25 protein-coding genes and 1 riboswitch are annotated in these 25327 nt (G+C 64.6%); of the genes, 10 read left to right on the top strand and 15 right to left on the bottom strand.

The features are described 5' to 3' along the window. Nucleotides 1–90 precede the first annotated feature (90 nt). The 3 genes from AB0366_RS15445 (at nucleotide 91) to AB0366_RS15435 (ending at nucleotide 3030) form a co-directional block, all read left to right on the top strand. On the top strand, nucleotides 91–990 hold the full coding sequence (locus AB0366_RS15445; RefSeq protein ID WP_366244688.1) for a metal-dependent hydrolase: 900 nt from the start codon (nucleotides 91–93) through the stop codon (nucleotides 988–990). Nucleotides 991–1073: 83 nt separating this feature from the next. Continuing rightward, the gene (locus AB0366_RS15440) at nucleotides 1074–2093 is read left to right on the top strand and encodes a PDR/VanB family oxidoreductase (protein WP_366244945.1); all 1020 of its coding nucleotides are present in this window, start codon (nucleotides 1074–1076) and stop codon (nucleotides 2091–2093) included. A gap of 13 nt (nucleotides 2094–2106) precedes the next feature. Further along, on the top strand, nucleotides 2107–3030 hold the full coding sequence (locus tag AB0366_RS15435; protein ID WP_366244687.1) for an alpha/beta fold hydrolase: 924 nt from the start codon (nucleotides 2107–2109) through the stop codon (nucleotides 3028–3030). On the opposite strand, the gene AB0366_RS15430 is transcribed toward AB0366_RS15435, so the two are convergent. Further along, nucleotides 3006–3941 carry a zinc-binding dehydrogenase gene (locus AB0366_RS15430; RefSeq protein WP_366244686.1) on the bottom strand — a complete coding sequence of 312 codons (936 nt, stop codon included), beginning with the start codon at nucleotides 3939–3941 and terminating at the stop codon, nucleotides 3006–3008. The genes AB0366_RS15435 and AB0366_RS15430 overlap by 25 nt on opposite strands. An 87-nt stretch (nucleotides 3942–4028) precedes the next feature. Here AB0366_RS15430 and AB0366_RS15425 point away from each other — a divergent pair, with 87 nt between their 5' ends. Next, nucleotides 4029–4616 carry a TetR/AcrR family transcriptional regulator gene (locus tag AB0366_RS15425; protein ID WP_366244685.1) on the top strand — a complete coding sequence of 196 codons (588 nt, stop codon included), beginning with the start codon at nucleotides 4029–4031 and terminating at the stop codon, nucleotides 4614–4616. A 6-nt stretch (nucleotides 4617–4622) separates the two neighbouring features. On the opposite strand, the gene AB0366_RS15420 is transcribed toward AB0366_RS15425, so the two are convergent. The 5 genes from AB0366_RS15420 to AB0366_RS15400 all read right to left on the bottom strand — a co-directional run bounded on the left by AB0366_RS15420 (nucleotide 4623) and on the right by AB0366_RS15400 (nucleotide 10066). Beyond that, entirely contained in the window at nucleotides 4623–5891 is a 1269-nt protein-coding gene (locus AB0366_RS15420) for an LLM class flavin-dependent oxidoreductase (RefSeq protein WP_366244684.1), read from the bottom strand. Between the two features lies 1 nt (nucleotide 5892). Beyond that, nucleotides 5893–6654 (bottom strand): 3-oxoacyl-ACP reductase, encoded by a 762-nt coding sequence (locus AB0366_RS15415; RefSeq protein ID WP_366244682.1) that lies wholly within the window; start codon nucleotides 6652–6654, stop codon nucleotides 5893–5895. A gap of 49 nt (nucleotides 6655–6703) precedes the next feature. Continuing rightward, nucleotides 6704–6796, bottom strand: a riboswitch (TPP riboswitch). 73 nt (nucleotides 6797–6869) lie between these two features. Then, entirely contained in the window at nucleotides 6870–8165 is a 1296-nt protein-coding gene (locus AB0366_RS15410; protein WP_366244681.1) for an alpha-amylase family protein, read from the bottom strand. Beyond that, the gene (locus tag AB0366_RS15405; RefSeq protein WP_366244680.1) at nucleotides 8165–9343 is read right to left on the bottom strand and encodes an alpha-hydroxy-acid oxidizing protein; all 1179 of its coding nucleotides are present in this window, start codon (nucleotides 9341–9343) and stop codon (nucleotides 8165–8167) included. The genes AB0366_RS15410 and AB0366_RS15405 overlap by 1 nt, the downstream gene beginning before the upstream one ends. Nucleotides 9344–9352: 9 nt before the next feature. Beyond that, nucleotides 9353–10066: a type 1 glutamine amidotransferase gene (locus AB0366_RS15400; protein WP_366244679.1), complete on the bottom strand. Its 714-nt coding sequence runs from the start codon at nucleotides 10064–10066 to the stop codon at nucleotides 9353–9355. 48 nt (nucleotides 10067–10114) lie between these two features. Here AB0366_RS15400 and AB0366_RS15395 point away from each other — a divergent pair, with 48 nt between their 5' ends. The 3 genes from AB0366_RS15395 (at nucleotide 10115) to AB0366_RS15385 (ending at nucleotide 13486) form a co-directional block, all read left to right on the top strand. Beyond that, nucleotides 10115–12064 carry a helicase-related protein gene (locus AB0366_RS15395; protein ID WP_366244678.1) on the top strand — a complete coding sequence of 650 codons (1950 nt, stop codon included), beginning with the start codon at nucleotides 10115–10117 and terminating at the stop codon, nucleotides 12062–12064. A 94-nt stretch (nucleotides 12065–12158) separates the two neighbouring features. Next, nucleotides 12159–12314 (top strand): DUF6131 family protein, encoded by a 156-nt coding sequence (locus AB0366_RS15390; protein WP_314143604.1) that lies wholly within the window; start codon nucleotides 12159–12161, stop codon nucleotides 12312–12314. A gap of 425 nt (nucleotides 12315–12739) precedes the next feature. After that, nucleotides 12740–13486 carry a GTP pyrophosphokinase family protein gene (locus AB0366_RS15385; RefSeq protein WP_366244944.1) on the top strand — a complete coding sequence of 249 codons (747 nt, stop codon included), beginning with the start codon at nucleotides 12740–12742 and terminating at the stop codon, nucleotides 13484–13486. 73 nt (nucleotides 13487–13559) lie between these two features. Here the strand turns inward: AB0366_RS15385 and AB0366_RS15380 are convergent, their stop codons facing one another. Continuing rightward, complete coding sequence (locus tag AB0366_RS15380) at nucleotides 13560–15143, bottom strand: MFS transporter (protein ID WP_366244677.1); 1584 nt, start codon at nucleotides 15141–15143, stop codon at nucleotides 13560–13562. Between the two features lie 117 nt (nucleotides 15144–15260). Between AB0366_RS15380 and AB0366_RS15375 the strand changes: the two genes are divergently transcribed. Then, nucleotides 15261–15827 (top strand): TetR family transcriptional regulator, encoded by a 567-nt coding sequence (locus AB0366_RS15375; RefSeq protein WP_128644668.1) that lies wholly within the window; start codon nucleotides 15261–15263, stop codon nucleotides 15825–15827. Nucleotides 15828–15990: 163 nt separating this feature from the next. Here AB0366_RS15375 and AB0366_RS15370 read toward each other — a convergent pair whose 3' ends face one another. The 5 genes from AB0366_RS15370 to AB0366_RS15350 form a co-directional block, all read right to left on the bottom strand. Next, nucleotides 15991–16962 carry an NAD-dependent epimerase/dehydratase family protein gene (locus tag AB0366_RS15370; protein ID WP_366244676.1) on the bottom strand — a complete coding sequence of 324 codons (972 nt, stop codon included), beginning with the start codon at nucleotides 16960–16962 and terminating at the stop codon, nucleotides 15991–15993. 80 nt (nucleotides 16963–17042) lie between these two features. Continuing rightward, nucleotides 17043–18362, bottom strand: coding sequence for an MFS transporter (locus AB0366_RS15365; protein WP_366244675.1), 1320 nt, complete (start codon nucleotides 18360–18362; stop codon nucleotides 17043–17045). After that, complete coding sequence (locus AB0366_RS15360) at nucleotides 18359–18907, bottom strand: 3-isopropylmalate dehydratase (RefSeq protein ID WP_366244674.1); 549 nt, start codon at nucleotides 18905–18907, stop codon at nucleotides 18359–18361. Before AB0366_RS15360 ends, AB0366_RS15365 begins: the two co-directional genes overlap by 4 nt. Beyond that, complete coding sequence (locus tag AB0366_RS15355; protein WP_366244943.1) at nucleotides 18904–20148, bottom strand: aconitase family protein; 1245 nt, start codon at nucleotides 20146–20148, stop codon at nucleotides 18904–18906. The genes AB0366_RS15360 and AB0366_RS15355 overlap by 4 nt, the downstream gene beginning before the upstream one ends. A gap of 26 nt (nucleotides 20149–20174) precedes the next feature. Beyond that, a complete protein-coding gene (locus tag AB0366_RS15350; protein ID WP_366244673.1) occupies nucleotides 20175–21041 on the bottom strand; it encodes an isocitrate lyase/PEP mutase family protein in 867 nt (288 codons plus the stop codon). A gap of 143 nt (nucleotides 21042–21184) precedes the next feature. On the opposite strand from AB0366_RS15350, the gene AB0366_RS15345 reads away from it, so the two are divergent. After that, nucleotides 21185–21991 carry an IclR family transcriptional regulator gene (locus AB0366_RS15345; protein WP_366244672.1) on the top strand — a complete coding sequence of 269 codons (807 nt, stop codon included), beginning with the start codon at nucleotides 21185–21187 and terminating at the stop codon, nucleotides 21989–21991. Between the two features lie 41 nt (nucleotides 21992–22032). On the opposite strand, the gene AB0366_RS15340 is transcribed toward AB0366_RS15345, so the two are convergent. After that, nucleotides 22033–22866 (bottom strand): DUF72 domain-containing protein, encoded by an 834-nt coding sequence (locus AB0366_RS15340; RefSeq protein ID WP_366244671.1) that lies wholly within the window; start codon nucleotides 22864–22866, stop codon nucleotides 22033–22035. Between the two features lie 34 nt (nucleotides 22867–22900). Here AB0366_RS15340 and AB0366_RS15335 point away from each other — a divergent pair, with 34 nt between their 5' ends. Next, nucleotides 22901–23287, top strand: coding sequence for a hypothetical protein (locus AB0366_RS15335; protein WP_366244670.1), 387 nt, complete (start codon nucleotides 22901–22903; stop codon nucleotides 23285–23287). A 12-nt stretch (nucleotides 23288–23299) separates the two neighbouring features. Here AB0366_RS15335 and AB0366_RS15330 read toward each other — a convergent pair whose 3' ends face one another. Both AB0366_RS15330 and AB0366_RS15325 read right to left on the bottom strand, forming a co-directional pair. Next, on the bottom strand, nucleotides 23300–23962 hold the full coding sequence (locus AB0366_RS15330) for a response regulator transcription factor (RefSeq protein WP_314143610.1): 663 nt from the start codon (nucleotides 23960–23962) through the stop codon (nucleotides 23300–23302). Then, nucleotides 23959–25281 carry a sensor domain-containing protein gene (locus AB0366_RS15325; RefSeq protein ID WP_366244669.1) on the bottom strand — a complete coding sequence of 441 codons (1323 nt, stop codon included), beginning with the start codon at nucleotides 25279–25281 and terminating at the stop codon, nucleotides 23959–23961. Before AB0366_RS15325 ends, AB0366_RS15330 begins: the two co-directional genes overlap by 4 nt. Between the last annotated feature and the right edge of the window lie 46 nt (nucleotides 25282–25327).

Here is a 25327-nt window from a genome sequence, read left to right as displayed (position 1 = left end):
ACACGGTTCCTTTTATATGTAACTGATGTTTATACTTAAGCGCGCACTGTGGCATCGGCCACACATGCGGATGTTGAGGAGGTGGGCTCGATGAACGAACGGAACACCGTCGCGTCGGATCCCGGCGAAGTGATGCTGCAGGCCAGGAACGTCAAGTTCGACTGGAGCGACCTGCCGATGCACTGGGTGCCGGGCGATCCGTACACCACGCACGTGCTCAACGTGCTGCACCTGCTGCTGCCCGCCGGTGAGCACTGGTTCGTCGACACGTTCAAGGAAGCCCTGCCGTACATCGACGACGAGAAGCTCCGCGACGACGTCATCGGCTTCATCGGCCAGGAGGCCGTCCACGCCGAGGCCCACACCGGCGTACTCGTACACCTGAAAGCCAACGGACTCGACCCCAAACCCTTCACCGACCAGATGGAATGGGCCTTCGGCAAGGTCCTCGGATCCGATTCGGTGACCAGTCTGCGATCGAAGAACAACCTGGTCGAGCGACTGGCTCTGATCGCAGCAATCGAGCACGTGACGGCATTTCTCGGCGACTGGGTGCTCAACGCCGACGGTCTCGATCGCGCGGGCATCCACCCCACCATGCTCGATCTGCTGCGCTGGCACGGTGCCGAAGAAGTCGAGCATCGCTCGGTCGCTTACGACACGCTCCGCTACTTCGACAAGCGCGAGGTCCGTCGCCTTCGTACCTTCGTGGTGGTCGTGCCGTTGATGGCGTACATCTGGATGCGCGGGATCATCTTCCTGATGAAGAACGACCCGGAGCTGGCGACCGCGCCCAAGTCCGTGCGCAAGCCTCGGTCGGCTCTGTGGCGGAAGTCGGTCAAACGCGGCACCCTTCCCGCGCTGACGCACGTCGGTCGCAGTATGTCCCGGTACCTGAAGAAGTCGTACCACCCCAGCCAGGAAGGCTCCACCGCACAGGCAGTCCGGTACCTCGCGTCCTCGCCTGCCGCGCAGGCTGCGGCACGGTGAAGCTCAACTCACGACGCGTCCCGCGGCTGCTTCCCAAGGATGCGCCGCCGGACCTGCGCGGACGAGCACGTCCCGATCGCTCGATGCAGCTGCTCGGTACGTTCCTCAACGGGTACATGCAGGCGGCGGCCGGTGCGGAGTACAACGATGCCGTCGCCGGCCACAATCCCGATTCCGCGCTGAAGTTGGTCGTCACCGAACGCGAGATCGTCGCCGAGGACAACGATGTCGCCGCCCTCACCCTCGCGTCGCCGACGGGGGATCGGCTGCCGGTCTGGCATCCGGGCTGCCATCTCGATCTGCACCTGCCCTCGGGCCGTCGTCGACAGTATTCGTTGTGCGGCAACCCGTCCGATCGCAGCTCGTACCGGATCGCGGTGCGTCGAATCCCCACCGGCGCAGGTGGATCCATCGAGATGCACGGGCTCGAGCCAGGTACCGAGGTGACCGTCCGTGGTCCCCGCAACGGATTCCCGTTCGTCGGCGAGGGCAGCGCCCTGTTCATCGCGGGTGGCATCGGCATCACTCCCATCATCGCGATGGTCCGCGCCGCAAGAATTCTCGGCATGGACTGGCAGTTCGTGTACTGCGGTCGATCCCGCGAGACGATGCCCTTCCTCGAGGAGATCGAGAGCTGGGAGTCGGACCGCGTGTTCGTCCGCACCGACGACGTGTACGGCTACCCGACCGAGGGTGAACTGCTCGAGCGCGCGCCGGCCGGCGGTGCCGTCTATTGCTGTGGTCCCACCCCCATGCTCGACGCCGTCCGCCGCGACTTTCGCGAGTGCCCTTCCACCGCATTGCATTTCGAGCGCTTCGGTCCGCCGCCGATTCTCGACGGCACGCCCTTCGAGGTGCAGCTGATCAGCACGGGCGCTGTGCTCGACGTCGCCGCCGACGCCTCCGTGTTGACGGCGGTCAAGCAGCAGAAGCCCAATATCGCATACTCGTGCCAGCAGGGCTTCTGTGGCACCTGCAAGGTGCGCGTGCTGTCGGGCGAGCCCGAGCACCTCGAAACACGGTTGACGCCGGAGGAGCAACGCGATCACATGCTCATCTGCGTCTCCCGCGCACGCAGCGCACGCCTCGTACTCGATCTATAGAACGGAAAACCTGTTGAGCAGCAACGCGGTTCGTACGACGGTCGTCAACGAGGGAATCCGCCTCGCGGTGTTCGAGAGCGGCAACCCCGACGGTGACCCCATCGTCCTCGTACATGGGTGGCCCGATACCCACGAGCTGTGGAGCCACATCGTGCCCCAGCTCGAGGACCGCTTTCGGGTGATCAGCTACGACTCCCGCGGTGCAGGCGAGAGCTCGGTTCCCACCGAGCAGTCCGCGTACAAGTTGGCGCGTCTGGCCTCGGATTTCTACGCTGTCGCCGACGCCGTCAGCCCCGACGCTCCGGTGCACGTGCTCGCCCACGACTGGGGCGCTGTGGAGGTATGGGAAGCCGCCGCCCAGCCGCGCGCGAAGGACCGAATCCGCTCGTACACATCGATTTCCGGGCCGAATCTCGATCATCTCGGCAAGTGGTCGCAGTCGCGGCTGCGCAAACCCACCCTCACCGGCATCAAGCAGGTGCTCGCTCAGGTACGCGCGTCGTGGTACACCGTCACCTTCCACATCCCCGGGCTGTCGACGCTGCGGATCAAGCGGCAGTTCGCCAAGGGCTGGCCTGCATTCCTCGAAGAGTTCTCGGGAGTCGACCCGAAGCTCGTCACCCAGAACCCGACGCTGTGGTCGGACGCGACCAACGGAACCAATCTCTACCGCGCGAACATCATTCCGCACCTGGGCAATCCACGCGACCGGTACATCGACATTCCGGTGCACCTCATCGTCAACACCGAGGACGTCGCGGTGCGTCCGTATCACTACGACGACACCGGCAAGTGGGTGAAAGACCTGACCCGCAACGACATTCCGGCGGGGCATTGGTCACCGATCTCCCATGCCGACGACATCGCTCGATTGACAAGAGAATTCATCGACTCGCTGGCCACTCGACCAATTCAAGGCAGTAGCACCAGCTTGTGACGGGTATGTGGGGCTCGCTTCCATGCACTCGCCACCTCGGCCAGCGGAACGTTCTCGAACGCAACCGTGATCTGGCCGGCCGCGGCCCAGTCGGTCAGGGCGCGATACGAATGTTGCACTGCGTCGGGCCCGTAGTGGATGGGCATGAACCCGTGCACACTGGCTCCGAGCGATCGCATCAACTGGGCCGGTAGGGTGATGTCGGCTCCGGCTCGATCACCGATCTGCACCAGTCGTACCAGCCGGTTGCCCGCACGCAGCGCCGCCAGAGCCACTGTGCCCCAGGTGTAGTCGAGTATCAGGTCGGCTCCTGACGATGCGTCTCGGATAGCCGCGCTCACTTCGTCGACGCTCTTGTCGCCGACGGCCACCGTCGCCGTGGCACCGAGTTCGCGGGTGGCTTCGAGTGCAGCCTCGTCGCGCCCGACGACGGTGATCGATCCGGCGCCGAGCAGCTTCGCGGCCTGCACTGCCAGGCGTCCGACGACCCCGGTGCCACCGAGGATCACGACATTCTCACCGGCCTCCATCCGCCCGCCGTGAGTGAGGGGCATCAGCGCTGCCAGTCCCGCGTTCCCGAGAGTGGCGGCGGTAGAGAAGTCCAGTCCATCGGGCAGTTCGATGAGCGAGCTCGTCGAGACCAGCGCCTGCTGAGCCATCGAACCGTAGGGCGAAACGGGCAGGGAGAAGTAGACGCGTCGGCCGTCCGACGTCGTACCTGCGCCTTCGATGCCGCTCACCGTCGGCAGCGACATCGGGCTCAAATAGTGCCTACCCGAGGCGATGGCGATGTCGACGGCATTGAGCGTCGCCGCCGCCACGTCGATCACTTCCAGCCCTTGGGCGGGTGCCGGATTCCCGTGGTCGGCGTACGTGGGTACACCGAACTCGGTCAAAACTGCTGCTTTCATGACGACCCCTTCGACGAATGAACATTCACTGAATCATGATTCAGTGTGTATCGTGACGGCAGAGGTGTCAACAGGCAGGGAGCAGACATGGCCGCCACAACACGGGCGCAACAGGCCGAACAGACCCGCATCGAACTGGAGAACGCCGCCCGCGTCGTGTTCGCTCGTTCCGGATACCTGAACACCAAGATCGTCGACATCACCCGCGAAGCCGGACGAGCGGCAGGGTCGTTCTACAACCACTACTCCAGCAAGGACGAGCTGTTGCTGGCCCTCGCCGAGCAGATCGGTGACGACGCCGACGTCATCGTCGCCACTCAGGATCCGGCGGCGCGCGAGCACCCGACGATGCGCCCCCACGTGGAAGTGTTCTGGCAGTTGCTCACTCGGCACCGGGTGGTGATCGATGCCCTCCGTGATGCCGCGCTGGTCAATGCCGACTTCGCGCGGCAAGTGCAACGATTCATGCAGGTTCAGTTCGAGCCCTGGGTCGCTCGACTGACTGCATTCGAGTCCGCAGGAGTCGACCTACCGGCATCCCCTGCGACCACCGCGATACTGATCGGCGGTGCGGCGGAAAACTTCGCCCGGCTGTGGCAGGGCTCGCCCGACGACGGTCTCGACGCTCTCGTCGCGTTCGTCGATCGGGGAGTCTTCGGGCCGACCGTTCGGTGAATCGGCTCAGTGAGCCAGGTGCCCCCGCAGCGTCGACTCGGTGTAGTCCGTCCGAAAGATACCGCGCTGCTGCAGGATCGGGACCACGTGGTCAACGAAGTCCTTCAGAGAATCCGGATATCGCGGACACATCAGATTGAATCCGTCGGCACCACGGCCGATCCACGACTGCATCTCGTCGGCTATGGACTCCGGTGTGCCGATCATCGTGGCGTGCCCGCCGCCGGCCGCGAGGGTGCCGAGCAGTTCCCGCACGGTGGGAGCATCCTTCTCGACGATGCGCAGGATCGTTTCGTAGCGACCCAGCGGTCCGGTGAACTCGGCCGCCGGGGGCAGGGGCGGTACCGGAGCATCGAGTTCCCAAGCAGCACAGTCCTGCCCGGTGAACGTGGACAACATCGCCAGCGACTGCTCGGTGGGTAGCAGCCGATCCAGCTCGGCCTTCTTCCGGCGGGCTTCTTCCATGGTCGAGCCCACGTACGTCACCAGACCCGGCATGATCCCCACCGCCGCGCTGTCGCGACCGGAGCGGTCGATGCGTAGCTTGACGTCGTCGTAATAGCTCTGCGCCGCAACGAGATCGTAGGCGACGGCGTAGATCGCCTCGGCGTACTTCGCAGCGAGATCACGCCCCGGGCCCGACGCGCCGGCCTGGAACAGGACCGGCCTGCCCTGCGGCGACCGCGGCACCGTCAACGGGCCGTCGACCCGAAAGTGTTTGCCGTCGTGGTCGATCGAGTGCACCTTGGCCGGATCCGCATAGTCTCCGCTTCGATCGAGCGTCAACGCGTCGGCCTCCCACGAATCCCACAGCGCGAGAGCAGTATCGACGAACTCCTCGGCGCGCGCATAGCGCTCCTCACGAGCGGGGATGACGTCCATTCCGTGATTGCGTGCTTCGGCGTCGAACATGGAGGTGACGACGTTCCAGCCGGCACGGCCGCCGCTGATGTGATCGAGCGACGCCAACATGCGTGCAGCATGGAACGGGGTGTAGAACGTGGACGACACCGTGGTGACGAGACCGATGTGCGTCGTGGCCCTGGCCATGGCCGACAGCGCGGTGATCGGCTCGAGGAACCAGGTGCCGGCCCCGGCCGGGTCGCGCACCGAATGTCCGTCGGCGAAGAACACCGCATCGAACTTTCCCCGTTCGGCGAGCTGCGCGAGTTCCTCGTAGTACGAGATGTCGCCGAGATCCTCCACCCGCGACTCGGGATGACGCCACGCGGCGCTGTGGTGGCCGCAACCGTAGAGAAACGCGTTGAGGTGCATGTCAGTTCTTGACCAGGCCGCCGTCGACGACGAGATTCTGGCCGGTCACCGACCGCGCCCACGGCGAAGCGAAGAACAGCAGGGCATCGGCGAACTCCTCCGGCGTGGTGACGCGTTGCAAGGGGGTCGAGGCCGCGATGAAGTCGAACACCTCGGCCGGGGTCGCGGCACTGGCATCGGTGGTGCGCAGCAGTCCTCCCGAGACCATGTTGACTGTGATGTTGTCTGCACCCAGGTCCGCGGACAACGTTCGCGTCAGTGAGAGCAGTGCGGCCTTGGACGCGGTGTAGTCGTGATACGGCACCACCGGATTCTGGAACAAATTGGTGCCCACGTTGATGATTCGTCCGAACCCCGCCTCCCGCATACCTGGCAGTGCAGCCTGGGTGGTGAGCAAGGCCGCGCGGACGCTGCCACGCAGCTGTGCGTCGAAACGCTCCCAGGTGATGGTGTCGGCTTTGGGCCGGGCATCGCCGTCGAAGGAGAAATCGGCCAGCGCATTGTTGACGACGGTGGTGATCGGGGTGCCGAAGTGTTCGCGTGCAGTGTCGAACAGTGCGGCGACGGCCGACTCGTCGGTGACGTCACCCTGCACTGCGATCGCGTTCTCGCCGAGTCGGTCCGCCAGCGCTTCGGCAGCATCTCTGCTGTTGCGGTAATCGATCACCACGCGTGCACCCTGACCGGCAAATGCTGCCGCGATCGATGATCCCAGTCCGCGTCCACCGCCGGTGACCAAGACCGTCTGCTCGTCGAATTTCATGTGCCTCGCCTCTCGTTCGAGGTCGGGACCGTCGCGAGGGACAGGAAATACCGAAACGTCACGACATTCCCTTCGCTGGTCCTAACCAGATCAGGTTCGACGGGTGTGTTCTCAGCCCCTGGGGGCACCCCGTGTCGCGCTCGACTGTACCTGTAGCGGCCTCTACCGCTTTCTTGTGTTCGGCGTAGACAGCCGAACACAACCGTATGCAGCGATCAGCCGATGACAGCCCAGCCGTGCGGCGGAACGCTCACCCGCCCGTCGTTCACGTTCGCCTCACCTGCCAGTACTTCGCTGCCCTGGACCGGGTGGTCGATGGCATCGTCACCGAGATTGAGCGCCACCGTCAGCGAATTCTCGCCCGCCTGCGCACGATAGAGCAGCGCGGTGTTCGTGAGCTCGAGCGTTTCGGTGCGCGCGGAGTACAACCACGGGTTTCGACGCCGTACACCGATCAGCTCCTGATGAATGCGGAAGACCGGCCAGCCGTACGGGGCCAGATCATCGGACGTGTCGGGGTACTCCGGACGCACCTCGTCGTCGCCGCCGACACGGTCCTCCTTGATGCCTCGGAACGCCTGCTCGTCGCCGTAATAGATCATCGGCATACCGCCCACGGTGAACAGAACCACCAACGCGTGCACCAGATGTCGCTCGTCCTCGATCACGCTGGCGATGCGATTGACGTCGTGATTTCCGACGAACGTGGCGGGCACGAAGGCGTCGAGCCACCCGTTGTGGCGCTCCAGAGCGTGGGAGAGCTCGAAGAAGTTCCTCTCGCTCAGACCGCTCCAGATCGCCTTCCACAGCTCGTACTGGGTGACCGAATCCAACGTGGAGGCCGAGACGATTCGGTCGTAGTCGCCGTGAATGACCTCGCCGAGAAAGTATGCGTCCGGGTGCTTTTCCCGAACCTTCGGCAGCACCGCGGCCCAGAAGCGCGGCGACACCGCATATGCCGCGTCGAGCCGCCAGGCGTCGACGCCTCGCCCCAGCCAGTGCGAGAGCACGTCCACGACGTACTGCTGCACGTGCGGGCTCTCGTGGTTGAGCGCAACCAGTTCGTCGTGGCCCTCGAAGTTTCGATGCGTCGGCTCGTCCCCGGACCAATCGAGGTGGAACCACTGCGCGGCCTCGGAGTCCGCACCCTCGGCGAGGGCCTGGCGGAACTTCGGAAAGCTCTGCGCCACATGGTTGAACACGCCGTCGAACATGACCTTGAGGCCGCGGGAATGCGCTGCGGCGATCAGGGAGTCGATGTCCTCGTCGGTGCCCAATCTGCCGTCGACGTGGTAGTAGTCGACCGTGTCGTAGCCGTGCTTCTCGGACTCGAAGATCGGACCGAGGGCGATGCCCGACGCGCCGAGCTCGAGTGCGTAGTCGAGCCACTTCTCGATTCTGTTCAGCCGGTGCAGATCTGATTGGGACTCACCGTCCCAGCCGTGCACCGGTGCGCCGGTGAAGCCGAGCGGGTACAGGTGCCACCAGATCGCGTGCTTCGTCCACTCCATCAGGACTCCATGATCGAGTCGCGGCCGAGCTCGCCCGCACCGGCATGACCGGACAGGCTGGTCACCAAGTCGAATTCGGCCAGCAGACAGCGCAATACGTGCGCCACGCCCTCTTGCCCGCCGAGTGCGAGTCCGTAGAGGAACGGTCGGCCGAGCAGTACCGCGTCGGCCCCGAGCGCGAGGGCCTTGGCCATGTCGGCTCCGGTGCGTACGCCCGAGTCGAACAGGACTGTCAGCTGCTCGCCCACCGCGTCGACGATGGACGGCAACGCGTCGAGTGATGCTCTGGCCCCGTCGATCTGACGACCGCCGTGGTTGGAGACGACGATGCCGTCGACTCCGTGCGCTGCGGCCTCTCGCGCGTCGCCGACGGTGCAGATTCCCTTGAGCACGATCGGGCCGCTCCAGTGCTCCCGCAGGAACGCGAGGTTCTTCCACGACAGACCGGGGTTGGGGAACATCTGCGCCCAATGCATCGCGGCGGCAACGGGATTCTCTTCGACGGGCTGCCCCAGGCCTGCCTGGAACGCTGGATCCGTCAAGTAGTTCTCGATACCGAGGTTGGCGAGGAAGGGGAGGTAGCCACGGTCGAGATCGGCCGGCCGCCAGCCCAGCAAGGTGGTGTCGAGAGTCAGCACCAGCGCGCTGAACCCGGAATCCTTCGCACGCTGCAGGAAGCTCAGCAGCACCGACTCGTCCGTCGGCCAGTAGAGCTGATACCAGCGGGGAGCGTCGCCGCCCGCCTCGGCAATCTGCTCGAACGAATGCGAGGCCTGCGTCGAATGTATGTACGGCACACCGAGTTCCGCAGCTGCACGGACGGTGGCGAGCTCACCGTCGGGATGGGCGAGAGTCTGAATGCCCACGGGAGCGATCAGCAGCGGTGCGGGCATGTCGGTGCCGAGCACGGTGCACGCGTGGTCACGGGCAGCCGAGCTGCGCAGCATCCGCGGCGTGATTGCCCACCTGTCGAAGGCGGCCCGGTTCGCACGAGCCGTCGAGCCGCTACCCGCGCTGGCGACGATGTAGCCAAGAGCCTCCGGCGAGAGCTTCTCGGCAGCCTGGTCCTCCAGCCGCGCCAGGTTGGTGGTGATCGACGGTGTCTGCTGCGCGAACATCCCCGCGGCGTAGATGCCGAGTTGGTGATCGCTGAAGTTGCTGGGCCTGGCCTCGGTCATCGTTCGACCCTACCGGGGCAGCGCCGCCGATCGGGCGAGAAATGCGTCCAGCAGAGCCGAGCAACGCAACCGAGCTGCAGGTTCGGCGTCTGCAATGGCGCGGCGAATCTCCTGCACGTCCACCGCATGTTCGACGCCGTCGCGGTCCCACGCCGCGGCCCACGCGTCGTAGGTGTCGAGGTCGATTTCGGGGTGGAACTGCAGTCCGAGGTGCGGTCCGAGGACGAACGCCTGTTGTGCGGCCGCGTTGCGGGCGATCACCGTCGCCTCCGGGGGAGCGGTGAACGTATCGCCGTGGAACTCCATCCACGGGCCCGGTGCGATGAGCTCGGGATCGGAGGTCTCGACGTCGACGAAACCGTACTCGGGATGCTCGGACTTGCGAACGGTCCCGCCGAGCACCCGAGCGAGCAGCTGACCGCCGAAGCACACACCGAGGATGGGGACCTGCGCGTCGATCGCGTCCTGCACGTACGCGATTTCCGGCGCGAGCCAGGTCAGCGTGTCGTCGTACGCGGCGTCGGGTGAGCCCATGACCACCACCGCCTGCGCGCCGGACAGCGGCGGCGGCGCGAGATCGGGACTGTGGTCGAAGGAGTGCACGTCCAACTGGAAACCCCTGGCGCGCAATTCGGCGTCGAGGGTGCCGATGTCGCGTCGCGCGAGAGCCGGGTCCTGATCGTGGACGAGTACTACGGCGCGCGGGTCGTTCGTGTATGTCACAGGGCTCCTTTACGGTGTTCGTGCACACCGTACGACAGACTGGATCCGATGCCACCTCGTAGACGCACAGCCCGATCCACCACTGCCCGCACCGTCAAGGCCGGGCAGAGCAGCGCTGCGCGAAAGTTCGCGGCCGCCAAGAACGGTGAGCCTGCGGACAAGAAACCCGCGGCGAAGAAGGCCGCACCTCGCAAGCGAGCAGCCCCGCGCAAGACCTCACCGCGCAAGTCCGCTGCCCCCGATCTGCGGGTGCCCGATCCCGGTGAGCGCGTCTGGGTACTGGACGTGCCGTTCGAGGATCGGTCGGCGGCGGGCGCTGCTGGGGCGCGCTGGTATCCGGGTCCTCGGGTGTTCGCGTACTACGGCACGGAGCTGCCCGAGTATCTGCAACCGTACGAGTCGATGCCCTACAGCCTGCAGCGGTGGCTCGAGGACGATGCCAACGAAAACTGGCGTGACGAAGAGGTGCGGGAGCGGGCGATGCAGCCGCGTGACACGCAGCTCGAATCCGTTCGACGCCATCTCGCCGCGCTCGAGGCCGGGTTCCCGTACTTCGCGCAGATGGATTCGACGGGTCTGGGCAAGACGTTGGCGGTGTGCGAGGCAGTCCGGCAGATGTCGGCAGCCGAGATCGGCACGGTACTGGTGGTCGCACCCAAGGGTGCGTTGCCGGGGTGGCGTCGAACCATCGCAGACAGTGAGGCAGACATCGAGCCGGCCGACCGCAAGCGCTGGCTGCTGATCACGTACCAGTCGACGAAGAAGCTCCTGTCGGTTCCGCCCGAGACCGACCTGGGCAAACGTAAACGGACACAGAACAAGCGGACCATCTCACTCGGCGAGCTTCGGTTCGACATCGATGTGGTGATCGCCGACGAATCGCATGCGCTGATGAACATCGAATCGCAGCAGTCGCAGATCCTCTGGCGGTATCAGGAAGCGGCCCGCTCGGTGGTCTGGATGTCTGCCACGCCCGGCTATCAGCCGCTGCACTTCGCCTACATGGCGAGGGCCGTCGAGCGCAGCCGCGGGGTCGAGATCCTCGGTGACGACGAGTATCTCGGCTATGCGGTGACGATGAAGTGGGCGGAGTTCCTCATCGAATCCGGGTTCGCCGTCAAGGCAGGCAAGGCGACGACGGGGTTGACGACGTGGCGGTGGGAGCCCGAGGACGCGGCCCGACGCGCCCGCGATATCGCGTCGGTGCACGGGTGGTTGTCGGGAGGCGCTGTGCCGTGGTCGATTTCGCGGCCGTCCCCGCCGACTCCGCGTGAGCCACTGGGGCAGGAACTCACGGCCGCGCAGAAGCGGTTGTACAACTCGGCGTGGGTGGACTACCGCAAGGAAGTGGGTCTGCCGATCTGGAAGGCCGTCGGCGGCAAGCGGGTGCTGCAGAAGAATCCGAGCACCCGCGCCGCTACCCTGCGATTCCGTCAGAAGTGTTCGTACTTGCGCATTCCCGCGTCGGCCGATCAGGTGCGGACGTGGGTCAAGGCCGGCAATCAGGTGTTCGTCTCGATGTTCTACCGCGAGTCGGTCGCCGCGCTGGCGCAGACACTGCGCGACGAGGGTCTCGACGTCGCAGTGGTCGACGGCAGTATGAGCAGCCCGGAGCAGGAGGCGTCGATCAGACGTTTTCAGACCGGCGACGCGTCGGTCATCGTCTCGACCACCACCAGTGCGATCAATCTGCACACCAACGAGTTACTGCTCCCGGAAGGGACGGTCTCCACCCTCGCCCCGCGGGTCACGCTGATTCACGATCCCCGGTGGACCCCCATCGACATTCGTCAGATCGAGGGGCGCGCCAACCGAATAGACAAGGACCACAACCACACGACGTCGACCTGCTACTACGGCTACGCCGAGGGCACGGTCGAAGAAGAGATGGTGCTCACCGGCATCGAACGTATCGCTGACCTGGGATCGATCGTCGGGCAATCGGATCTGATCGACCCGGAGGCTTTCCTCGCAGCGAAAGTGGATGCCGGAAAATAGCGACAATTGTGACCATTCCTCCATCTGACGGGGGTACGTTCGGTCGTATCGGCTCTTCGCCGATATCGGGCTCGTCTCGACGCCAGGAGTAGTCATGATCGTTCTCGGAATCATCCTCGCCCTGATCGGCTATTTCGCCGGCATTTCAATTTTGACGACTATCGGCATCATTTTGGTGGTCGTCGGTCTGGTTCTGACGGTGCTCGGTTCGATGGGGCGCGCAGTCGGTGGCCGCAAAACGTGGTTTTGACGTACGAGTTAGAACACACGTTCGAGTTCTGCTAGCCTGAGCAGGCCCCCGGAGTTGGCGATGCAGCCAGCGGAGCCACTTCGGGCGGTCCATATCGGACGGCATGGATTCTCGAAGGCGGTCGCGCGCGATGGCACTCGAACCCGAGCCTGCGGCCGGCTCGCTGTACCGCGTCGGAGACAGGTGGGCCGAGAGAGCACCCACGCGGTGTGGCAACGGTCATCGGCTCGTCGCCGGTTCGGTTCTCGTCGGTTCGCGAGCGTGTTCGTGCGAGCTGGGGCATCACCGCACGCATCAGTGCCAGTCCTGTGGCGTCGTGAGATTCACACCGGAGCTGGGCCCGTCGTGCAGTGATGCAAGCTTCGATTCCCGCGCCGCGCGCGCTCGGCCTGCCGTCGTGGACAATCGTGATCATGAACGAGGTCATGAAGAACGGTGAGACTGCGGTCGACCTGGGTCGGCTGAGACACGATTTCACGCGATTCATGATGAGTTACAAGTTCGGGATCGACGAGCTGATCACGAAGATCAACATCCTGAAACAGGAATTCACTCACATTCATCGCTACAGCCCCATCGAGCACGTCTCGTCGAGGTTGAAGACGCCCGAGAGCATCGTCGACAAGGCCCAGCGCAAGAAGTGCGCACTCAATCTCGACGCGATCCGTGCGAACATCTTCGACGTCGCCGGGGTCCGCATCACCTGCAGCTTCATCTCCGACACCTACCGCATCGCGGACATGCTCAGCAGCCAGACCGACATTCGGGTCGTCGAGGTCAAGGACTACATCGCGAATCCGAAACCCAACGGCTACAAGAGTTTGCACCTGATCGTCGAGATTCCGGTGTTCATGTCCGACCGCGTCCAGCCGGTGCTCGTCGAGCTGCAGATCCGCACCATCGCGATGGACTTCTGGGCGAGCCTGGAACACAAGATCTTCTACAAGTACCGCGGGGAGATCCCGCCGACTCTGCTCGCGGAGTTGACCGATGCCGCCGAGAGCGCGAACAAGCTGGACGAGAAGATGGAGAGCCTGCACGACGAGGTGGTGGAACTGGGCGGCGACTCCGAGAATTCGATCGATCTGGGCGCGATGCCGCCGATGGCCCTGCCTCCCGAGTTGCTGCACATGCTGCTCACCGCGCAGTCCGATGCCATCGATCCGGACTGACGAGGCTTTTCGAAACGAAGAACCCCGCTGCTCGACGGTGAGCAGCGGGGTTCTCGTCTGTGCGGGAGTGGACCTATCCGATGTGGACCGGGGTGTCTCCGACGGGCAGGTCGTCCTTCTTCGCGCGGACGAGCCCGAGCACGACCGGGCACACGAGCGCGACCAGGATCGCGGCGGTGCCGAAGGCCCAGGCGTAACCCGATACCTCGGCTGCGAAGGCGTGATCGATGGTGGCGAGCACGAAGTCGCGGATCGGCTCCGGCAGCGCGGCCAGTACCTCGTCGCTCGGGATCTCCTGGCCCGCGAGGGCCTCGGCGGGGACTCCTGCGGGCGGAGTCGGTGCCGGGTTGTCGGCCAGGTACGACGTCTTGGACGAGGTGTACACCGTGGTGAACACCGCTGCGCCGAGTGCGCCGCCGACCTGCAGGGTGGCGTTGATCAGAGCGGAGGCGGCACCCGCGTCGTGATCCGGTACGCCGATGAGTGCAACGTTCTGCATCGGCACCATCAGCAGGCCGAGGCCGAGGCCGAGCAGCACGACTCCGGGAAGGACGTGCGTCCAATAGGAGGTGTCGACGCCGATCTGCGTCAGCAGGAGCAGGCCGATCGCCGAGACGACGGGGCCGACGGCCATCAGTGGCTTGGGCCCGATCTTCGGAACGAGAGCGGACGCGATCGCGGCGGTGATCAGGATGCCGCCGGTCATGGGCAGTGATGCGACGCCGGCGATCACCGGGCTCATCTCGAGCACGATCTGGAAGTAGAAGGTGAGGTACAACGTGCCACCGAGCAGTGCGGCACCGATCACGGCGGATCCGATGTAGGCGGCACCGCGGTCACGGTCCAGCAGCACACTCATCGGAAGCAGCGGGTTGTCGGACTTGGTCTCGACGACGACGAACGCGGCGAGCAGAGCGATGCCGAGCGCGATGAAGGAGATGGTGGGTACCGTCGCCCAGCCGTCTTCGGCTTCGGTGAAGCCGTAGACCAGCGATGCCAGCCCGAGTGCGACGAGGATCGCGCCCGGCAGATCGTAGCGAGTGTCTCCGTGCGCCTTGCTTTCCTTGACCAGCGGGACAGCGGCTGCGATGGCGACGATCGCGACGGGGATGTTGACGAGCAGGCACCAGCGCCAGTTCGCGTATTCGGTGAGCACTCCGCCGAGGAGCAGGCCGACGGCTGCGCCGCCACCGGCAATCGCTCCGAACACACCGAATGCCTTGGCGCGTTCCTTGGTGTCGGTGAACGTGACCGTCAGGATGGCCAGTGCTGCGGGTGCGAGCAGTGCCGCGAAGACGCCCTGACCTGCGCGGGCGACGAACAGCTGCCAGCCCTCCTGGGCGAGTCCGCCGACTGCGGAGGCAACGGCGAAGCCTGCCATGCCGACGATGAACGACCGCTTGCGTCCCCAGTAGTCCGCGATGCGGCCACCGAGCAGCAGCAGCGCGCCGAAGGCCAGCGCATAGGCGGTGATCACCCAGGTGCGGCTGGTGTCGCTGATGCCGAGGTCGATCTGCGCCTGCGGTAGGGCGATGTTGACGATGGTGCCGTCCAGCACGATCGTGAGCTGTGTGATGGCGACGATGCAGAGCACCAACCATCGGCGCTCGTAGTTCGGATTCGGATCCGACGCTTCGCGCTCGGAGACCTGCGACATGTTTCTACCCCACTCGTACTCGTTGATTCTCGGGCCCGAAAAATGTCCCGACGAAAACGTAGGCGATGCGGCACCGAGTGTCAAACGAACTAGTTGGTTGGCGGTAGGGTGGCCCACATGAAGCCAGACGCCAGCGCAACCCGCGCCCGCATCGTCGTCGCCGCACGCACAGAGTTCTCCGAGCACGGATTGGCCGGGGCACGGGTGGATCGCATCGCGGTCTCGGCGAAAGCGAGCAAGGAACGCCTGTACGCGTACTTCGGAGACAAGGAAGCACTGTTCCGGGCCGTGGTGGAAGACGGGTTCGCGCGCTTCCTGGAGTCGGTTCCCTTCACCGTCGACGATCTCGGGGGATACGCCGCACGCGAATATCTGCACCTCGCCGCGAACCCTCAGGAACACCGACTGCTGCTGTGGACGCAACTTCAAGGCGGCATGGCGGTCGCGGGTGCCGACGACATCCATGCGGTGATAGCCGAGCGACGACACGCCATGGCAGTCGCGCAGCAGGACGGCCTGATTTCCGACGCCTACACCGTCGACGACCTGTTCACCATGATCTTCGGCATCACCTCCGCGTGGATGACTGCCCCGGGCAGCGACTGCGGACCCGTCGACGACACCGAACACCAGCGCCGGGCGTCGATCATCGAGGGCGCGGTACGACGACTCTGCACTCCGTAGCGTTGTCTATCACTCTCTAGCATTCGAGCAAGAGTGACGAATAGTGGGTTAGCGGGCCGGTTTTCCCGCAAACGCGCGCGCGTTCGTGACACGCGCGCGAATTCGTCACCGATCCGTTGGCAATTCCGAACGCGTCTGACGATTCCGCGCGCGTCTGTCGAGTTCACCGACCCGCCAGAATTGCCGCCTCCCGCTCGGCCGGGAGTCCGACGGGCGGCCGATCACCCCTCATCGGCGTCCGCCCGTTCAGCGACTGCAGCCACACCCACGTGTCCGCGACGGTCTCCTGAACCGGACGAGTCCGAAGCCCCGCGTCGAATGCCTTCGAGACATCGGATGCGTGCAGCGAATCATGGTCGGCCCCCGGCGGAATCCAGATCGGGAGCTCCGTCCACGGCTCTACGCCCGCAGCGCTGAGGACATCCGGCTCCACCCAGCACAGCTGAGCATCGGACCGGGTGGCTTGGATGCATGCCTGCAGAACGTCGCCGATCGTGGCATGACCTGGCCGACTCACCACGTCGTACGGTCCGCCGAGACCCCGAGCGGCTGCAGCCAGACTCCAGGCAACGAGATCGCGAACATCGACATATTGCAGTGCCAAGCCAGCGGGACCGGGCGCAAGCACATCCCCGGCGCGGTCGATTCTGTTCAGCCACCACGGAAGTCGGCCGATGTTCTCGTACGGCCCGAGTATCAGCCCGGCGCGGACCAGCAGCGCTCGATCGCCGAAAGCCGCAACTGCCGCACGCTCACCGCCCAACTTCTGCCGCGCATAGTCCTCGGCAGGCACCTGCACCGTCGGCCAGGTCTCGGTCGATCCCGCTCGCGGCGCGTCGTACACCGACCGGCTCGAGACGTAGATGTAGCTGTCGACCCGTCCGGCGAGCATCGCCGCCGACTCCTCGACGACGCTCGGCTCCCACGACCACGTGTCGAACACCATGTCCCACTGCCCCTTCCGCAGTGCATCGAGTCCGCCTGCGACTCGCCTGTCCCCGCGGAGTGCGGTTGCCCGCGAATTCGGACGAGAGTGTCCGCGGTTGAGGACCGTGACATCCCACTGCAGATCGAGAGCATGTTCGACGGCAGTTCGCCCCACGAAGTCGCTGCCGCCGAGGACCAATAGCTTCATGCACCCAGTGTGCCGGTGATCCGGTCCTCGCCACCGTCGACCGGCCCGATCGGATCTCTGCTCACAGCAGAGCGGCTCCGTCACACAGGAAGCTTGCTGTGTCCCGTCTCCTTGATGGTCAGTACCGTCGCGACACCGATGACGCAGACACCCATCACCCAGTACGCCGGTGACATGGCGTTGCCGGTCGATTCGACCAATTGAGCGGCCACATACGGCGCAGTTCCACCTGCCGCGATCGTTCCGATGTTGAAGCCCAACGACACTCCGGTGTAGCGAACTGCCCGAGGAAAGAGTTCGGTGAACAGCGGGAACGCCGGGACCTGCACGACCCCGTTGAGCACCATGTAGACGAAGTAGACGACGCCGACGATCAGAATGCTCGACGTGGCACCGAGAATCATGAACACCGGCAGCGCGATGATCACGTACGCCACATAGCCGAACAGCAGTACCGGTTTGCGGCCGAACCTATCGGTGAGCATGCCGCTCAGCGGGAAAGTGGCGCAGGCCAAGGCAATTGCGATCGCCGACGTCCAGTACACCGAGTCCTTCGAGAACCCGAGGTCGTTGATCAGATACACGCTGAAGTAGGTCAGTCCGATATAGCCGGATCCGTTCATCGCGATTGCGATGCCGACGACGCGGAGCACCGACCACGGCTGCTTCTTCACCACGTCACTCAACGGGCTCTTGGCGACCTCGTTCTTGGCGGCCATCTCCTCGAACTCCGGGCTGTCCTCGAGCTTGAGCCGCACACGGAGACACACGAACGCCAGGGGCAGAGCGAGCAGGAACGGGATGCGCCATCCCCACGACGACATCTGTTCGTCGGTCGTGATCAGAGCAACGAGCCCGACGACGGCTGCGGCGACGGCGAAGCCGAGTGTCGATCCCACCGGCGTGAACGAACCGAAGAATCCCCGACGGTTCGGCGGTGCCGATTCCGCGATGTAGGTTGCGGCACCGCCGATCTCACCGCCCGCCGAGAATCCTTGAGCGAGCCGGATGATCACCAGAAGAACGGGGGCCAGCACGCCGACGCTCGAGTGCGTCGGCAGCAGTCCGAGAATGCCGCAGGCGACACCCATGCACACCACGGTGATGACGAGGGCGTGCCGACGACCCTTGCGGTCTCCGAGTCGGCCGAAGAAGATTCCGCCGAGCGGACGGGCGACATAGGCGACGCCGAACACGGCCAAGGTCGCGAGAATCGACACGCCGGGGCTGGTGGATGGGAAGAACAGCGGCGCGATGATGACGGCGAGGAAGCCGTAGACCGCGAAGTCGTAGTACTCGATGAGCGTGCCGACACCTCCGGCCAGCGCAGCTCGGCGCGCGGTCGTGGTGTCCGCCTTGGGCGGTGCGACTCCTGCGCGGGAGTGTTCGGTGTTCGTCATCGCGCTGATCCTTCTGTGAGTGGTTGCTTGCTTCGGTGTTCGGAGAGAAGAAGTTCGTACGAACCGCCTGCTTCGATGACTGCGACGGTTCGGGCATTCGGTGGATGGCCGGTGATCGTGGTGCCGTCCTGCTTCGACACCTCGGCCCGACGCCAGTCGAGTCTGACATCGTCACCGACGGCCACCGCGTCGGAGATTCCGGGAACGGTGATCAGGGGCATACCGTTGAAGGTCTCGCCACGCCAGAATCCGGGTGAGAACGATTCCGCCACAACCGCACTGATGCCCAGGTTGCGGAGCGCGACCATCGGCGGATAGTGCGGATGCCCGTAGCCGAAGTTCCGCCCACCGACGATGACGTCACCGGGGCGAACTCGATCGACGAAATCCGGGTCGTACGCCGCCATGCAGACCGACCTGAGGTGATCGGGGTCGTAGGACTTGATGTTCGCGACACCCACCACCAGATCGATGTCGAAGTCGTCGCCGAATATCCACGCGACCGCACCGTCGATGACGTCGGGCGGGGGCGGGTAAGCGCTCATGACCCCACCTGCGCGATCGTCCCGGCAAGGGCGCTGGCGGCGACGGTGAAGGGCGAACCCATGTAGATGTTGGCGTCAGAGCTACCCATGCGCCCGGAGATGTTGAGCACCCCGGTGGAAATGCAGTTCTCGCCGGCCGCGAGGGGCTTCTGATATCCGAAGCAGAAGTCGCAGCTCGACACCGCGATGTGCGCGCCCGCCGACCGCAGGATGTCCAGCAGCCCTTCGCTTTCGGCCTGATCGTGCACCTTCTGAGAGGTCGGAACAACGTTCAACTCGACGCCGGGAGCGACGGTCCGCCCGTCGAGCACCAGTGCCGCAGCGCGCAGGTCCTCGATGCGGCCGCTGGCACAGGAGCCGATGAACGCCTTGGTGATCGGGATTCCGGCCAGATCGGCAGCGGTATGTGTGTTGGCTGCACGGGCCGAACCTGGCTGCACCACCTGCGGAACGACGGTCGACAGGTCGATGGTGTGGCGGGCCGCGTAGGTGGCATCCCCGTCGGGGAACACGGGGGTGAACGCCTGCCGGGCAACGTCATGGGCATAAGCGAGCGACAGCTCGTCGGGTTCGAAGATCGCCGAGACCGCTCCGGTGAACATCGCCATTCCGCACAGACCCTGTCGGTGGTCGATCTTCATCGACCGCGCTCCTGGACCACCGAACTCCATGACCTGGTGGGCGCACCCGTCCGCACCGACCAGGTCGATGATCGTATGGACGAGATCGCGGCTGTCGACGCCGGGGCCGAACTCACCCACGAGGTCGAACCGGGTGGTGGCCGGAATGTCGACGTAGAGCTGTCCCGTCACCCAGGCCTCGATCAGATCGCGCCGGATGCCCCATCCGAGTGCGCCGAAGGCACCGATTCCGCTGATGTGCCCGTCGAAGTGGACGAGGAAGTCTCCGGGCGTCGCGAGTCCGAGTTCGGCGGTGAGCTGATGGCCGATGCCACGCCCCTCGTGCAGTTCGATGCCGTAGAACTCGCACCAATCTCGCGTGACCTGGTGCACTTCCTGTTCTTTGGCGTTCTTCTTGGTGAGCATGTGGTCGATGAAGACGACGTATCGGGACGGGTCGTCGAGTTCGGTGATGCCGAAGTCCTCGCGCATCTGCCGGAACATCACGTCGGTGTAGCCGGGGAAGTCGTAGGCGATCATGCGAGCAGGCCGGACAGCGTGATTCTCGCCGGCGTGCACCACGTCGGCTTGACAGGTTCGGCCGAGGATCTTCTCGACCATCGTCAGCGCGTCGGAACTCATACCGATCACACCTTCGCGTCGGCGGGAAGGTACTTGCGCTGCGCTGCTTCGACTTCCGGGAAGCCGATGAGATCGACGAACTCATGGTGCTGCAATGCGTCGGCGCTCACGTCGGCCGGGGCTTCGCCGCCGGCGAGTCGGCGCAGGGTCTCTCGTGCAGCGCCCGTCGCCGCCATCAGCACCTGGGTGGGCAGAAGGGCGAGTCGAACGCCGATCTGCTGCAGCACCTCCGGGGTGAACTCACGCTCGGTCCACGTCGACGCGGTCAGCGTCGCCATCAGCGGGACGCCAACGGCGTCGTGACAGCGAGCCCACTCGTCGGCGGTCTCGAAGGTCTTCGTGACCGGCATGATCATGTCGGCACCGGCGTCTACGTATGCGGTGGCGCGTCGGATCGCGTCGTCGCCACGCGCATCGGTGCGGGCGATCATCAGGACGTGCTCCGGCAGCGAATCCCGCACCGCCCTTACCTTGCCCGACGCTTCCGCGATGCTGATGAGGTCCACCGGCTCGCCCACGCAGATGGGGCACTTCTTGGGCGAGAGCTGATCTTCCATGAAGACGCCCTGAACGCCCGCGGCGGCGAATCGGCCTGCGGTCCGAGCTGCGTTGACGGCGTTGCCGTAGCCGGTATCGATGTCCGCCACGAGCGGGAGCGAGGACGATTCTCCGATGGTGCGCACAGCCTGGAGGTTCTCGGTCATCGTGTACAGCTCGGCGTCGGGGAGTCCGAGGGCTGCCGACACGGCGAAGCCGGAAGCGCACAGGGCCGAGAACCCGGCCTGTTCGGCCAGCTTTGCCGTCAGTCCGTCCCATACGCCCGGGGCGTACACCAGGCCCTGCTCGGTCAGATCTCTGAGTGTCGCGGTCATGAGCACCATCCATTTCGTAATGCGGAACGTATTCCGAATTTAGAGTGGCTCGGATCACAAGTCAATACCGGTCGGTGCACTCACCGGCGCCGATCGCTTCGTAGGATGGCGTCGACGCTTCACCCGACCGGAAGGAACAACACGTGGAAGTTCCCACCGAGTCCGATACCCACGCCGGCCGCGACATCGTCGGTGCCGTCGTCAAAGCCTGCACGCTTCTCGATCACTTCGATACGACGCATCCCGTGTGGACGCTCAACGACCTGACAACGGCAAGTCGAATGAACAAGACAACCGTGCACAGACTGATGACCACTCTGATCCATGCCGGTTGGGTGGATCGAACAGCCGAAGGCTCGTATCGAATCGCCATGCCCGTGTTCGAGATCGGGTCGTCGGCACTGACCCAACTCGACATCCGCGGTGCCGCGCAACCGTACCTGTCGGAGATTGCCGAGAAGTTCGGAGACACTGCGTATCTCATGGTCCCTGCAGACGAGGGAGCCGTCTGCATCGATCGCCACGAAGGAAGCAATCCCCTTGTGGTCGCGGGCATTTCGATCGGTTCGGTACTGCCGTATCACGCCACCGCAGGCCCGATGGCCATGCTGGCGTTTTCCGCTCGGATTCGCGACCGCTGGCTCACCGAAGACCTCCCCGCGTTCACGGATCGAACACCGACCGCGCCGGACGAGTTGCTGACACGTCTCGAACAGATCCGATCGCAGGGGTACGCACTGAGCAACTCGGACTACCTCACCGGCGTCGCGGCCGTCGGAGCACCGATCCTCGGACGAGACGGCGCGGTCGTTGCATCGATCAGCGTGGGCGGCCGAGCGGAGACCTTCGAGGGCGATGCCCTGAGAGAGAAGGTGGCGACGGTCCTGGCCTCCGCGAAGGGCCTGTCCCGTGTGGCAGAGGCGCTACCTGCGCCAGGACGAGAACATTGAACTATCCGTATATCTACCGAACCAGCTAGAAAGCCGAATACTCACCTACCGATTCGCTCGATCAGTTTCATGGCATCGAAGGGTGCGTAGCCCTTGATGTCGTTGTCGAAGTACACGTGGACGTCGCGGCCCGTGGCCGTCCAGTCGAAGATCTTCGCGGCCCATCGATCGAGCGCCTCATCCGTGTAGCCGCTGGCATACAGCTCCTCGTCGCCGTGCAGGCGGGCGTACATGAAATCGGCTGTCGGAGTGTCGACGTACGGGTACTTGCCTGCGGTGTCGGCGACAACGAACGCAATATCGTTCTCTCGCAACAAGTGCACGGCCTCGTCGGTGGCGAAGCTCTGATGCCGGGCCTCCACACAGTGCCGCAGGACCCGAGACGACACAGGAGGCAACAACACTCGATCCTCGGCCAACTTGTCGTCGCGAGACTCGGCCAAAGTGACTGCAGCAGAGACCGTCCGAGGCAACATGGCAAAGAAGTCCGACATCTTCTGCGCGTCGAACTCGAGGTTAGGGGGCAACTGCCACAGGAACGGTCCGAGCTTGTCGCCCAGCGTCAACACTCCGGTGGCGAAGAAGTTCGCGAGTGCCGCCTCGACGCCGACGAGCCGTTTGATGTGGGTGACGTAGCGACCACCTTTGATGGAGAACACGAAGTCGTCCGGCGTCTCGTCGTGCCACTTGGTGAAGCTCGACGGCTTCTGCATCGCATAGAACGTGCCGTTGATCTCGATCGACGTCAGATGTTCCGATGCGTACCCGAGTTCCTTACGATGCGCCAAGCCCGCCGGATAGAAATCACCTCGCCACGGCGCGTACGTCCAACCGGAGATGCCGATCAGGACTCTGGGTCGATGCGACGCGGACATGAGCAGACTGTAGACGGGCGGTACCGTCGTTTCCGTGCGATCCACCCCACGGCACGTCGATGCGTTGACGTATGTGTTCACGGCCGTATTCGCTTACGGCACGGTCGTTCATCTGGTGCAGCTCGTCGGCGGTGGATCAGATCCTTATCCGGGGGTACCGGTGGCCATCGCGTGGTTCTTCGTCGCGCTCGTCGTCCTCGATCCGCTCGCGGCAGTTCTCATCGCTCGACGCAGACGTATCGGATTGGTGTTCGGCGCAGCGATCTTGTTTCTCGATTCGGCGGCCAACGCCGTCGTGAACTACCCGCCCCACGATCCGACGGACGGAGTGACGGCAGGTCGCGTCGGACAGGCCGTGGTCACTGCCCTGGCGGTGCTGTTGGTCTGCACGACTCCGCGACTGTGGCGCTGGTATCGGTGAGCCCGGTGTCGACTACGAAGCCGTGCCCGACGGCTGACCGAGATACTGCAATACTGCCATCACTCGCCGGTGGTTGGTATCCGACGGCGGTAGCCCCAACTTGCCGAAGATGTTTCCCACGTGCTTCTCGATTGCTCTTTCCGAAACATGCAGGGATGCAGCAAGAGCCGCGTTGGTGAGTCCCTGCGCCATGAGGTCCAACACCTCGCGTTCGCGCGCGGTCAGCGCATCCAATGTGCTCCGCTTTGCGCTGGATCCCACCCATTGAGCCACCACTTCCGGATCCAGCGCTGTCCCGCCGGCTGCGACCCGAACCAGTGCGTCGACGAATTCACCGACGTCGGCGACGCGGTCCTTCAGCAGATAGCCCACCCCGGACGTACTGCCGGACAACAACTCTGCAGCGTATCGGGTTTCGACCCACTGGGAGAAGACCAGTACGCCCACGTCCGGGTGGCGGCGTCGCAGATGTACGGCCGCAACGAGTCCTTCGTCGGTGAAGCTCGGCGGCATTCGCACGTCGATGATCGCGACGTCGGGCGCATACTCGTCGACTGCGGCCACCAGCGCCTCGGCATCACCCACCATCGCCGGCACCTCGTATCCGCGATCGATCAGCAGCTGCGCCAACCCGTCTCGTAGGATCACACTGTCCTCGGCTATGACCACCTTCATGATCCGATTCCTCCAGACGTCAGGGGCAGATGCACTTTCACGACGGTGGGGCCACCTACCGGACTGTCCACATGCAGTGCTCCGTCGACGGATTCGACTCGAGCCTGCAGACCCTTCAGGCCGGTGCCCGCTCCGGGAGCCGCACCACCGATTCCGTTGTCACGCAGGCTGATCACCACACTCGCTATGTCCGCGTACGCATCGACCCACACCTGCGAAGCATGGGAGTGCTTGGCTGCGTTGGTCAACAGTTCGGCCACCGTGAAGTATGCGATGGTCTCGATGCTCGGAGCCGGACGGTGCGGCAACAGTACCGTCAGCTCGACCGGGATCGGGCTGCGTGAACACAATGTCTGAAGGGCCGCTTCGAGTCCGAGATCGAGTGCGGGCGGGTGTATTCCGCGCACCACCTCTCGAAGCTCGACGAGCGCTTCCTTTGCGGTGCCGTGGGCAGCCGACACCAGTTCCGACGCGTCTTCGCCGCGTGCCAACTTCTCCTCCGCTCTCCCGAGTGCCATGGCCATGGTGACAAGTCGAGCCTGTGTGCCGTCGTGTAGATCTCTCTCGACCCGGCGAAGAGTCGCAGTCGAATTGTCGACCACCTCCGCGCGGGACGTCTCCAGGTCCGACACTCGCCGATCCTCGTCGGAGGCAGCGAGCAGCAATCCGGTCAGCGTGCGCTCCACCGCTGCCATCGCTCGAATCGGCCATGGCGCAATGAACAGCCCACAGATTCCCAGCACGGCCACGGCCAACATCTGGGGCAGCGTGTCGAAATAGGTCTGATCGATCTGGATCAGGGATTGGCGGGCCACCCCGTCCGCGTCGTAGCTGACCGGCTTCACGACGGCCCACACCACAGGCGACACGACCAGAAAAGCCGAGATCACCGCGAACATGAGCACCACGAACACGTTGACCACCGACAGCAACGACTGGATGACGAGAAACAGCACCGCACGCCAGCCGACCCGATCGGTCAACCCGGCGGCGATGGACCCGGAGATTCCGCGAGCACGGAACGGGGGAGGAGCAGCCACCGGAGTCGAGAGCATCGTCGCCGACAGCGCCCGGTAGGCCACACCCCAACTCCGCGCACCGACGATGACGGCGGCGATCAAGGGAATGCCGATCAGGACTATCACCAGGCTCAGCCCGAATACCGCGCCCAGGAACAGGTACGTTGCTCCCAGAAATCCCAGCATCGAACCGACGAGCAGATAGCCGCCCTCTCGCCACGTTCGCCTCGCGAACGGTGCCCGCAGAATCGCAGCAGCCACTCTGTCCTCCGTGTGTTCGATTCGTTCGTTGTTGGTCATTCCTGAAGTCTGTCGATCGAAAGTCCCCGAATCGATGGTGGCAACC

Origin of the sequence: Rhodococcus sp. NPDC076796, assembly GCF_040702765.1 — a bacterium.
Classification (GTDB): Bacteria; Actinomycetota; Actinomycetes; order Mycobacteriales; family Mycobacteriaceae; genus Rhodococcoides.
The sequence above is the reverse complement of the archived record's forward strand: the minus strand, read 5'-3'. Positions and strand labels throughout refer to the sequence as shown.